The organism is Mesorhizobium sp. P3_A2, from assembly GCF_056403115.1.
In genome coordinates this window covers 211,868-223,481 of record NZ_JBFUGC010000010.1, presented here as the reverse complement: position 1 = coordinate 223,481, position 11,614 = coordinate 211,868, and the positions used below count along the sequence as shown (strand labels likewise).

Below are 11,614 nucleotides of genomic sequence, written 5' to 3'. Positions count from 1 at the left end.
CTAAAACCGATTCAAATGCAATTGGTTGCATGATTACACTGGCCGAAAGTTTTGCTTCGCAGCGCGCCAGGGGCGTTATCCCTTCGACATTTCAAGGAGGGGCTTTCGACAAACAAGGACGAGCACCCCTGCCCTCCCGTCCGCCTTGGAACGACGGAAGGATTCAGGCTTTTTCGTGATCCCGGCAACAGCTTACGCCAGATTTCTCCGGCGTGCGATCATGTTTGGCAACAGGCGTTAATCGTTGCTGCTAGCGCGGCTAGCCCAGGCTGGCGATCCGGATCACGAACACGGTCGTCGGCCGCACCGGTTCCACGTGCAATTGCGCGAGGTCTGGGCCGATCACGAGCGTGTCACGAGGTCCAAGCCGGGACGGTATCGGGTCGGTCACGCCGACTTCGCCGTCGAGCGGCAGGATAAGGGTCGTTGCGGTCGTCGGACGGATATCGGTCGGGGCTGAAACCATGAGGCGCTCGACCGTATGGGTCGCCCGCCCGCGGCGGGTCATGACGTTGAGGTCAGTGATCGGACCAGAGATCAGCGCGGCCGTGGTCGGCACATCGGCCGGGAACGACAGTGGTGCGGAGGCTCCCGTCAGCCGCTCCGGCGGCCGGCCGCCAATATCGAGGACGATGCCCCCGCCTTCCAGCACGGCAAGCGTGCGGTCGACGCCGGCAAAGCCCGAGAACGGGCCGCCGCCCTCGACACGCGCCATCGAAACGCGCCAGTCGAAATCGTCGAGCCCGGCGCCGTCAGGCGAAACGGTGATTTCGGTGGTCGTGCCGCCGCCATTCTTCCACGGCATGGTGCGGTAGTCGGCGGCACGAAGGATGCGCATCGGTTCAGCCAATCAGCCGAGAATGCCGGGCAGATTGAGCTGGTGCTCCTTGGCGCAGGCGATGGCGATGTCGTAGCCGGCATCGGCGTGGCGCATGACGCCGGTCGCCGGGTCGTTCCACAACACGCGCTCCAGGCGCCTTGCGGCGTCCGGCGTGCCGTCGGCGACGATGACCATGCCGGAATGCTGCGAAAAGCCCATGCCTACCCCGCCGCCATGGTGCAGCGACACCCAGGTGGCGCCCGACGCGGTGTTGAGCAGCGCGTTGAGCAACGGCCAGTCGGAGACGGCGTCGGAGCCGTCCTTCATCGCTTCCGTCTCGCGGTTCGGCGAAGCGACCGAGCCGGAATCGAGGTGGTCGCGGCCGATGACGACGGGCGCCTTGAGTTCGCCCTTGGCTACCATCTCGTTGAAGGCGAGGCCGAGGCGGTGGCGGTCGCCAAGGCCAACCCAGCAGATGCGCGCCGGCAGGCCCTGGAAGGCGATGCGCTCGCGCGCCATGTCGAGCCAGTTGTGCAGATGGGTGTTGCCGGGGGTGAGCTCGCGCACCTTGGCATCGGTCTTGTAGATATCCTCGGGATCGCCCGAAAGAGCTGCCCAGCGGAACGGGCCGATGCCACGGCAGAACAGCGGCCTTATATAGGCCGGCACGAAGCCGGGGAAAGCGAAGGCGTTCTCGAAGCCTTCGTCCTTGGCGACCTGGCGGATGTTGTTGCCATAGTCGAGCGTCGGCACGCCGGCGTTCCAGAATGCGACCATCGCCTCCACATGCTCGCGCATCGACGCGCGCGCCGCCTTCTCGACCGCCTTGGGATCTGAGACGCGCTTCTCGCGCCACTCAGCCATCGTCCAGCCCTTGGGCAGATAGCCGTTGATGGGGTCATGCGCCGAGGTCTGGTCGGTGACCATGTCGGGGCGAATGCCGCGGCGGAACATTTCCGGCACGATCTCGGCCGCATTGCCGAGCAGGCCGACGGATTTCGCTTCGCCGGCCTTGGTCCAGCGCTCGATCATTTCCATCGCTTCGTCCAGCGTCTCGGCCTTCTCGTCGACATAGCGGGTGCGCAAGCGGAAATCGATCGAGTCCGGATTGCATTCGATAGCGAGGCAGCAGGCGCCGGCCATGACGGCGGCCAATGGCTGAGCGCCTCCCATGCCACCGAGACCGCCGGTCAGGATCCACTTGCCTTTGAGGTTGCCATTGTAGTGCTGGCGGCCGGCTTCGACGAAGGTCTCGTAAGTGCCCTGCACGATGCCTTGCGTGCCGATATAAATCCAGGAGCCGGCCGTCATCTGGCCGTACATCATCAGGCCCTTCTTATCGAGCTCGTTGAATTTGTCCCAGGTCGCCCAGTGCGGCACGATGTTGGAGTTGGCGATGAGCACGCGCGGCGCGTCGGTGTGCGTCCGGAAGACGCCGACCGGCTTGCCCGACTGCACCAGCAGCGTCTCGTCCTCATTGAGGGTTTTCAGCGAGGCGACGATGCTGTCGAAATCGTTCCAGGTGCGCGCGGCACGGCCGATGCCGCCATAGACGACGAGTTCGTTGGGATTTTCGGCGACGTCCGGATCGAGGTTGTTCATCAGCATGCGCAGCGGCGCTTCGGTCGTCCAGTATTTGGCGTTGAGCTTGTCGCCGCGCGGCGCGCGCACTTCGCGGATGTTGTGGCGAGGATTGTTCATCATTGTCCCTTTCGCGTAAGGCGGCGTCTCAGCGCCCGGCCCAGTCAATGGCGGTTTGGAGGATTTTCGTCAGTGTGGCACGCATCGGTGCGGCGAACTCGGCATCGTATGGCACCGGCCAATTATCGGGTTCACCCTTGCCTTCGGGCTCGCGCAGATAGCCGCGATCGGCGAGTTCCATCTGCAACGCATGGTAGCCGCCTTGCGGGTTGCCGAAATAGCGCGTGATCCAGCCGCCCTTGAAACGGCCGTTGATGACATTGCTTTCGCCGCTTTCGGCCATGATCTGGCCGACCAGCGCCTGCAGCGCCGGGTCGGCGGTCTGGCCGTCATTGGTGCCGAGATTGAACACCGGCAGCGTGCCATAGAACAGACGCGGCAGCACCGAACGGATCGAGTGGCAATCATAGATGACGATTTTTTCGTGCAGGCCGCGCAGCCTGACGGCCTGGGCCGCCAGCATTTCATGGTAGGGCACGAAATAGGATATGCGGCGCTGATCTATCTCCGACGGCGTCGGTTCCGCACCGGGCAAATAGAGTGGATCGCCGTCGAAGGTCTCGGTGGGGCAAAGTGTAGTCGTCGTCTGCCCAGGATAGAGCGAGGCGCCGGAGGGATCGCGGTTGACGTCGATGACGGTGCGCGAGATCGACGTATGCACAACCGTTGCGCCAAGGCCGGCGGCAAAATCATAGAGATTGTCGATCCACCAGTCGCAATCGCGGCGGCCGAGCCAGGGCGAGACCAGCCGGTTGTCGATGCCGGCGAGATCGATGCCGGTGTGCGGGATCGACACCAGAAGAGGTGCGGTGCCTTCTGTGACTGTCAGCCAGTCGGTCATGTCAGGCTCCCGAAATCGAAGGCAGTGTCACCGCGCCGGCAGCCTTGATGGTGGCGCCGCTGCGCACCATGGCGATGGCCTTTTCCATGTCGGGATGGAAATGCCGGTCGGTGTCGAGATGCGGCACCTCGGCGCGGACCAGCTTGCGCACCGCTTCAAGGGCTGCGCTCGACGCCAATGGTGCATGGAAATCGCAGCCTTGCGCGGCGGCCAAAAGTTCGATGCCGATGACGGCCGTGGCATTCTCCACCATGCCGATCAGCCGGCGGGCGCCGTGCGCCGCCATCGAGACGTGGTCTTCCTGGTTGGCCGAGGTCGGGATGGAATCGACGCTGGCCGGATAGGCCTTCTGCTTGTTTTCGGAAACCAGCGCTGCCGCCGTCACCTGCGGGATCATAAAGCCGGAGTTCAGGCCGGGCTTCGGCGTCAAAAACGCCGGCATGCCGGAGAGCGCCGGATCGACCAGCATGGCGATGCGGCGTTCCGACAGCGAGCCGATCTCGCAGACGGCGAGCGCGATCATGTCGGCAGCGAAGGCCACCGGCTCGGCGTGGAAATTGCCGCCGGAGAGCGCGGTATCGTCCTCGGCGAAGATCAGCGGATTGTCGGTGACGCCATTGGCTTCGGTGCCGAGCGTATCGGCGGCCTGACGCAGCACGCTGAGCGCTGCACCCATCACCTGCGGCTGGCAGCGCAGGCAGTACGGGTCCTGCACGCGTTCGTCGCCGATGCGGTGTGATTCACGGATGGCGCTGCCCGCCATCAGATCGCGCAGCGCAGCCGCCGTCTCGATCTGGCCGGGGTGCTTTCTCAAGAGATGGATGCGCGGATCGAAGGGCGCGTCCGAACCCTTGGCGGCGTCGGTCGACAGCGCACCGGCGACCAGCGCCGACTGGTAAAGCACCTCGGCCTCGAACAAAGCGGCCAGCGCATAGGCGGTCGAGAATTGGGTGCCGTTGAGCAGTGCAAGACCTTCCTTGGCGCCGAGCGTCACCGGCTCCAGGCCGTGCGAGACGAAAGCAACCTTGGCCGGAAAGCGGCCATGCGGAGTAAAGCATTCGCCGACGCCGATCATCACCGCCGTCATGTGCGACAGCGGCGCAAGGTCGCCGGAGGCGCCGACCGAGCCTTGCGCCGGCACGACGGGGATGACGTCGTTGGCGAGCATTGCTTCCAGCAATTCGATGGTTTGCGGCCGCACGCCGGAAGCGCCCTGCGCCAGGCTAGCGAGTTTTAGCGCCATCATCAGCCGGACCACCGCGACCGGCATCGGCTCGCCGACGCCGGCGGCATGCGACAGAACGATGTTGCGCTGCAGCGTTTCGAGATCGGCGGCCGGAATACGGACGCTGGCCAGTTTGCCGAAGCCGGTGTTGATGCCATAGACCGGCTCACCCTTGGCGACGATGCGGGCGACCGCCTCGGCGCTGGCCTTGATCTTCGGGCGACAGGCAACGTCGAGCTTCGGCACGGCGCCACGGTAGATCGCGCGCCAGTCGGCCAGCGTCGCATTGCCGGGCTTCAGGTTGAGTTCGGTCATTGTCCTCTCCAGATGCGGGCATGAAGCGGGTTGAACCCCATGCGGTAGACGAGTTCGGCCGGGCGCTCGATGTTCCAGATCGCCAGGTCGGCGGATTTGCCTGCCTCGAGCGTGCCGGTCTGGCTGAGCAGTCCGAGCGCGCGGGCGGCCTCGCGGGTGGTGCCGGCCAGGCATTCCTCGACGGTCAGGCCGAACAAGGTCGCAGCCATGTTCATGGTCAGCAGCAGCGAGGTCAGCGGCGAGGTGCCGGGATTGTTGTCGGTGGCGACGGCCATCTTGACGCCGTGCTGGCGAAACAGGCCGATCGGCGGCTTCTTGGTTTCGCGAATGAAGTAGTAGGCGCCGGGCAGGATGGTCGCCACGGTGCCGGCCTTGGCCATCGCCGCAGCACCGGCGTCGTCTGTATATTCGAGATGGTCGGCCGACAACGCGCCATAGCGGGCGGCAAGGGCTGCACCATGCAGGTTGGACAGCTGGTCGGCATGGAGTTTTACGGGCAGGCCGAGTGCCCTTGCTTTGTCGAAGACGCGGGCGATCTGCTCCGGCGAAAAAGCGATGCCTTCGCAGAAGCCGTCGACGGCGTCGGCAAGGCCCTCTCCGGCGATGGCCGGCAGAATCGTGTTGGCGACCAGATCGACAAAAGCGTCCTTGTCGCCCTTGGCTTCCGGTGGCAGCGCATGCGCGCCGAGGAAGGTGGTGCGAACCGTCACCGGCCGCTCCTTGTCGAGACGCCGGGCCGCGCGCAGCGACTTCTGTTCATTTTCGAGATCGAGCCCGTAGCCCGACTTTACCTCCACCGTCGTGACGCCCTCTGCCATCAGCGCATCGAGGCGTGGCAGCGTCTGCGCAACCAACTCGTCTTCACTGGCAGCACGCAAGGATTTGACCGAGGAAACGATGCCGCCGCCGGCGCGGGCGACCTCTTCATAGGTAGCGCCGGCCAGCCGCATCTCGAACTCATTGGCGCGGTTGCCGGCATGGACGAGATGGGTGTGGCAATCGATCAGGCCGGGCGTGATCCAGCGGCCTTCGCAGTTGGTCGTCTCGCTGCCCTGAGCCAGGGCTGACGGCATGTCCGCTTCCGGGCCGGCATAGACGATGACGCCGTCGCGGGCTGCGATCGCTCCCTTCTCGACGATACCCAGTCCGGCTTCGGCCATGGTCGCCAGGCGCGCATTGCGCCAAAGGTGAAGGTCCCCTGCCCGGCTTTTGTTCTGTGCCGCCATCATATTTTTCCGTTTGATTGGATGGCGATTATGTATATACATATTGAAACGCACTGCAAGTGCATTGTTCATGGAATGCGGAGAAAAACGTGACGGCGATCTTTGCGGAACAGGCGCTGCTGCCCGACGGCTGGCACGACAAGGTGCGGATTTCGTTAGCCGACGGTCGCATCGCGGCCGTCGAGCCAGGCTCCTCGCCGCAAGCCAACGACGAGCGGCACGCCATTGTTGTTCCAGGCATGCCGAACCTGCACAGCCACGCCTTCCAGCGCGGCATGGCAGGGCTGGCTGAACTGCGCGGGCCCTCGGCCGACAGTTTCTGGAGTTGGCGCGAGGTGATGTACCGCTTCGCGCTGTCGATGACGCCGGATCAGGTCGAGGCGGTTGCTACGCAGCTTTACGTCGAGATGCTGGAGGCCGGCTTCTCGCGCGTCGGCGAATTCCACTATCTCCACCACGACCGTGACGGAGAACCCTATGCCAACCTTGCCGAGATGGCCGAGCGCATTGCTGCCGCTTCCGCCGAGACCGGTATCGGCCTGACGCTGCTGCCGGTATTCTATGCGCATTCTTCGTTCGGCGGTGCAGCACCCAATGAAGGCCAGCGCCGATTCATCAACGATGTGAATCGCTTCGGACGCTTGCTTGAGAAAAGCCGCGAATCCGTTCGCGGGTTGAATCAGGCTGTCGTCGGCGTCGCCCCGCACAGCCTGCGCGCCGCAACGCCGGAGGAACTCAGCGCGGTCGCTGTTATGGCGCCGGAAGGCCCGATCCACATCCACGTCGCCGAGCAGGTGAAGGAGGTCGAGGACTGCCTGGCCTGGTCGGGCGCGCGGCCGGTCGAATGGCTGCTCGCCAATGCCGGCATCGACCAACGCTGGTGCCTGATCCATGCCACCCATATGACCGAGACTGAGATCATCGGCATGGCGAAAAGCGGCGCCATTGCCGGCCTGTGCCCGATCACCGAGGCCAATCTCGGCGACGGCACTTTCGCCGCGCCGCTGTTCACCGAACAGGGCGGCCGCTTCGGCGTCGGCTCCGATTCCAACGTGCTGATCGGCCTGCCGGACGAATTGCGCCAGCTCGAATATTCGCAGCGCCTGGCGCATCGCGCCCGCAATGTTCTGGCGGTGGCTGGCGGCTCGACCGGGCGCGCTTTGTTCGACGCAGCCCTCGACGGCGGCAGCGTGGCGCTGGGCGCTGGCCCGTCGCGGATCGCCGCCGGCGGTCCGGCCGATTTCGTCTCGCTCGACCAGAACCATCCCTCGCTCGCCGGCAAGAGCGGCGATGCCATTCTCGATGCCTGGATTTTTGCCAATGGCAGCAAGGTCGATTGCGTCTGGGTGCATGGCATAAAGCAGGTCAGCGGCGGCCGGCACGCCAGGCGCGAGGCGATCGCCGAGCGCTTTCGCCAGGTGATGACGGCGCTTTCGGCATGAGCATGATCGAGACAGCGGCGGTGGAAGGCGGCGGCTCGCTGCACCAGCGTATCCTGTCCGACATCAGCGAGAAAATAATGTCCGGCGTCTGGGCGCCTGGCTTCCGCATCCCGTTCGAGCACGAACTGACCGCTGAATACAATTGCTCGCGCATGACGGTGAACAAGGCGCTGTCGCAGCTGGCCAAGGCCGGGCTGATCGAGCGTCGCCGCCGCTCTGGCAGCTTTGTGCGCCAACCGCAGTCGCAAGCGGCGGTGCTGGAGATCCACGACATCAGGATCGAGGTCGAGGCGCTGGGGCTGCCCTATCGCTATGAGCGCGTGGCGCGGCAAAAGAGGCGCAGCAGCGCCGAGGATCGTGGCCTGCTGGAACTCAGCGCCGCAGGACAGGTGCTGGCGCTGGAATGCCGGCATTTTGCCGGAAAGCGGCCATTCGCGCATGAACAGCGGTTGATCAATCTCGCGGCTGTCGCGGAAGCCGCTGAGGAAGAATTTCTCGACATCGCCCCCGGCCCCTGGCTGATCGGCCGTGTGCCATGGAGCGAGGCAGAGCACCGCATCCGCGCGGTAGCGGCGGACAGGCACATTGCCGAAGCGCTCGATATTGCAATCAGCGCGCCATGCCTGGTGGTCGAACGCCGGACCTGGAGCGCCGAGTATCCAGTGACGCAGGTGAGGTTCACCTATGCTGCGGAGAGCCACACGCTGGTGGCAAGGTTCAGGCCTTCGCAGGGGTAGCGCTTTCTACCCTCCCCCTTGTGGGGGTGAGGCGTGTCCAGCCGAAGGCTGGCGACAAGCCAACGGTTTGGCTTTTCGAACGCCGAACGCCCGGAGCCATAGCGAAGGGCGGTCGCACAGGGCCGGGTCCCCGCTGCCTGCGGCAGCGTCCCAGCGTTCGCCGGCCTTTCAGCGCGCCACTGGCGCGCTGAATTCGCTGGCGCGAACCGGCTGCTCACCCCCACAAGGGTAGGGCTATCGCATATGGACTCTTTCGAGGAATCGAACGGCGAACAAATCGGAATCGCGTCGAGAACAAACGTCGCGAGATTCCATCTTTGTTCCGCATATGCGATTCCCCTGCCCACAAGGGGGAGGTAAACCTCAGATCGCCGCCGTAATGATAATCTCGACCGTGTATTCCGGGCCGGCAAGCTTGGCCTCTCCAGTGGCGCGGGCGGGCGTGTTGCCTTGCGGGACCCACTTGTCCCATTCCTTGTTCATCTCGGCGAAGGTACCCATGTCGGCCAGCCAGATGATCGCCTGCAGGATCTTGGTCTTGTCGGTGCCGGCCTTGGCCAGCAATTCGTCGATGGTGGCTAGGATCGACTTGGTCTGTTCGCCGACGCTGGCGCCAGGCGTTCCAACCTGGCCGGCCAGATAGACGGTGTTGCCGTGGATGACGATCTGGCTCATGCGCGGGCCAACATCAATGCGACGAATGCTCATAGGAGGTTCCTTCCTGTTGTCGGAGGGGGCCTGTTTAGAGTTGGCGCTGGCTCCGGGCAAGGCCAACAGCATGAAACCTCTTGAGCCTGGGTTGGATCTCAGGTCGCAAATCTCTATCTGCGCAAAAGGATTTCCTGTTGCGCGGATTGCCGACCTCGCTCGAGAGTGGCAAGACTTTGCGCCGAACCAGATTGCGAGGATGAGAGCCATGGAATATCGCGAAATCAGCGAAGACTATTCGGTCTCGGGCCAGATCCAGCCCGAAGATGCCGCCGCCATCAAGGCCGCCGGTTTCAAGAGTGTGATCTGCAACCGGCCGGATGACGAGCAGCCCGGCCAACCCTCGGCCGACAGCGTCAAGGCGGCGGTCGAAGCCGCGGGGCTGGCCTTCCGCTACATCCCGGTGATCAGCGGCCAGATCACGGCCGAGAACGTCGAGGACCAGGCCGAGGCGCTCGACGCGCTCGAAGGCCCAGTTTTTGCCTACTGCCGGTCTGGGGCGCGTTGCACCAATCTTTATGGGCTGATCCAGCAGTCGAAGGGGTGAAGGGTTAGCGCAGTCCCCAAGGGCTGGCGATCCTTCGCGCCCCCCTCTGTCCTGCCGGACATCTCCCCCACAGGTGGGGAGATTAGCAGCTTCGCCGACGGCGCCTTTCCTACAACGTTAGGTGATTGGCGAAAGCCCGCGCGACATCCGATCTCCCCCCTTGTGGGGGAGATGTCCGGCAGGACAGAGGGGGGCGCTGTCCCGCCGACGCATCCGATAAAATCCAGGAAAACTAGATTGGCAGCGCGCCGGTTTCCTTCAACGTCTCCAACACGATCGCTGTCTTCACATGCTGCACCGACTCGTGCGGCAGGAGCACGCCGTTGACGAACTCCGACAGTGATTTGAGATCCGGCGTCACCACTTTCAAGATATAATCCATCTCGCCGGTCAGCGCGTGCGCCTCCTGCACTTCCGGCAGCCGTGCCAAGAGTTCGCCGAAGCGCCTGGCATTGTCGCGGTTGTGGGTGGCTAAGGTCACCGAGATGACGTTGACCAGCGAGAAGCCGAGCTTGTCGCGGTCGAGCACGGCGCGATAGCCCTTGATATAGCCGTCTTCCTCCAGCCGCTGGCGGCGGCGCGAGCATTGCGACGCCGACAGGTTCACCCGCTCCGACAGGTCGTTGTTGGTGAGCCGCGCGTCGCCCTGCAAGAGCGCCATTATCTTGCGGTCGAATTGATCGATGCGCGCATTATCCATGGATTTATCTCCAATCATGCATGAATTACGCACGAGATGATCATTTCAGGCGTTTGAATGCAAGCACCGTGCGGCCACTTCGCGCTATCATTGGACACTTTGTGGTCCGATGCGGCCACCATCCGTTTGGAGGAATGCCATGGGTCCCTTCCCGCACGACGCCCCGCCCGCCAAGATCAGCAAGGAGAACCCCGCCGGCACCGACGGCTTCGAGTTCGTTGAGTTCTCGCATCCGGAGCCGCAGAAGCTCGCCGAACTGTTCACCCGCATGGGCTATGTCGCGGTGGCCAAGCACCGCACGAAAGACATCACCGTCTGGCGCCAGGGCGACATCAACTATGTCGTCAATGCCGAGCCGGGCTCGCATGCGATGAAATTCGCCGACAAGCACGGTCCTTGCGCCGCCTCGATGGCGTGGCGCGTGGTCGACGCAAAACATGCCTTCGACCATGCTGTCTCGAAAGGCGCGACGCCCTATGAAGGCGACGATAAGGCGCTCGACGTGCCGGCCATTGTCGGCATTGGCGGCTCGCTGCTCTATTTCATCGACGCCTATGGCAAGAAGGGCTCGGCCTATGACGCCGAGTTCGAGTGGCTGGGCGAGCGCGATCCGCGGCCGCAAGGCGTCGGCTTCTATTTCCTCGATCACCTCACCCACAATGTCTATCGCGGCCAGATGGACAAATGGTGGGATTTTTATCGCGACCTGTTCGGCTTCAAGCAGATCCATTTCTTCGACATCGACGGCAAGATCACCGGGCTGGTGAGCCGCGCGATTACCTCGCCCTGCGGCAAGATCCGCATCCCGCTGAACGAGTCCAAGGACGAAACCAGCCAGATCGCCGAATATCTGAAGAAGTACAATGGCGAGGGCATCCAGCATATCGCGGTCGGCACCGACGCGATCTACGAAGCCACCGACAAGCTCGCCGCCAACGGGCTGAAGTTCATGCCCGGCCCGCCCGACACCTATTACGAGATGTCGCACGAGCGCGTGCACGGCCATGACGAGCCGATCGAGCGGATGAAGAAGCACGGCATCCTGATCGACGGCGAAGGCGTGGTCGATGGCGGCATGACTAAGATTCTGCTGCAGATCTTCTCCAAGACCGTGATCGGGCCGATCTTCTTCGAGTTCATCCAGAGGAAGGGCGACGAAGGCTTTGGCGAAGGCAATTTCCGCGCTCTGTTCGAGTCGATCGAGCAGGACCAGATCAAGCGCGGCGTGATCAAGGTAGACGGCAAGGCGGCTTAACGCCAAAAATTGCCAGCGCCGAGCTGCCCCTCACCTGCCTGCCGGCATCCTCTCCCCGTGAACGGGGCGAGGAACGCTGTCGCGACTGCTTTCGCCA

General features: G+C 63.8%; 11 protein-coding genes. 4 read left to right on the top strand and 7 right to left on the bottom strand.

The genetic code is table 11. The features are described 5' to 3' along the window. Window positions 1–259 precede the first annotated feature (259 nt). Genes AC1DXM_RS23255 through hutI form a run of 5 tightly spaced genes read right to left on the bottom strand, consistent with a single transcriptional unit; the run spans window position 260 to window position 6,128 of the window. Complete coding sequence (locus AC1DXM_RS23255) at window positions 260–838, bottom strand: HutD/Ves family protein (protein WP_477236550.1); 579 nt, start codon at window positions 836–838, stop codon at window positions 260–262. Between the two features lie 12 nt (window positions 839–850). Beyond that, on the bottom strand, window positions 851–2,521 hold the full coding sequence (hutU, locus tag AC1DXM_RS23250; protein WP_477236648.1) for a urocanate hydratase: 1,671 nt from the start codon (window positions 2,519–2,521) through the stop codon (window positions 851–853). Window positions 2,522–2,549: 28 nt separating this feature from the next. Next, on the bottom strand, window positions 2,550–3,362 hold the full coding sequence (hutG, locus tag AC1DXM_RS23245; protein ID WP_477236548.1) for an N-formylglutamate deformylase: 813 nt from the start codon (window positions 3,360–3,362) through the stop codon (window positions 2,550–2,552). Window position 3,363: 1 nt separating this feature from the next. After that, complete coding sequence (hutH, locus tag AC1DXM_RS23240; protein WP_477236546.1) at window positions 3,364–4,902, bottom strand: histidine ammonia-lyase; 1,539 nt, start codon at window positions 4,900–4,902, stop codon at window positions 3,364–3,366. Continuing rightward, window positions 4,899–6,128 (bottom strand): imidazolonepropionase, encoded by a 1,230-nt coding sequence (gene hutI / locus AC1DXM_RS23235; protein ID WP_477236544.1) that lies wholly within the window; start codon window positions 6,126–6,128, stop codon window positions 4,899–4,901. The genes hutH and hutI overlap by 4 nt, the downstream gene beginning before the upstream one ends. A gap of 89 nt (window positions 6,129–6,217) precedes the next feature. On the opposite strand from hutI, the gene AC1DXM_RS23230 reads away from it, so the two are divergent. Then, window positions 6,218–7,570 (top strand): formimidoylglutamate deiminase, encoded by a 1,353-nt coding sequence (locus AC1DXM_RS23230; protein ID WP_477236542.1) that lies wholly within the window; start codon window positions 6,218–6,220, stop codon window positions 7,568–7,570. Further along, window positions 7,567–8,307 (top strand): histidine utilization repressor, encoded by a 741-nt coding sequence (gene hutC, locus AC1DXM_RS23225; RefSeq protein WP_477236540.1) that lies wholly within the window; start codon window positions 7,567–7,569, stop codon window positions 8,305–8,307. Before AC1DXM_RS23230 ends, hutC begins: the two co-directional genes overlap by 4 nt. Before the next feature lie 363 nt (window positions 8,308–8,670). Here hutC and AC1DXM_RS23220 read toward each other — a convergent pair whose 3' ends face one another. Further along, a complete protein-coding gene (locus tag AC1DXM_RS23220; RefSeq protein ID WP_192252993.1) occupies window positions 8,671–9,015 on the bottom strand; it encodes a RidA family protein in 345 nt (114 codons plus the stop codon). A 208-nt stretch (window positions 9,016–9,223) separates the two neighbouring features. Here AC1DXM_RS23220 and AC1DXM_RS23215 point away from each other — a divergent pair, with 208 nt between their 5' ends. After that, complete coding sequence (locus tag AC1DXM_RS23215; protein ID WP_112565008.1) at window positions 9,224–9,562, top strand: protein tyrosine phosphatase family protein; 339 nt, start codon at window positions 9,224–9,226, stop codon at window positions 9,560–9,562. A 232-nt stretch (window positions 9,563–9,794) separates the two neighbouring features. Here AC1DXM_RS23215 and AC1DXM_RS23210 read toward each other — a convergent pair whose 3' ends face one another. Next, window positions 9,795–10,262: an Lrp/AsnC family transcriptional regulator gene (locus AC1DXM_RS23210; protein WP_477236538.1), complete on the bottom strand. Its 468-nt coding sequence runs from the start codon at window positions 10,260–10,262 to the stop codon at window positions 9,795–9,797. A gap of 139 nt (window positions 10,263–10,401) precedes the next feature. On the opposite strand from AC1DXM_RS23210, the gene hppD reads away from it, so the two are divergent. Next, window positions 10,402–11,517, top strand: coding sequence for a 4-hydroxyphenylpyruvate dioxygenase (gene hppD, locus AC1DXM_RS23205; RefSeq protein WP_477236536.1), 1,116 nt, complete (start codon window positions 10,402–10,404; stop codon window positions 11,515–11,517). Window positions 11,518–11,614 lie beyond the last annotated feature (97 nt).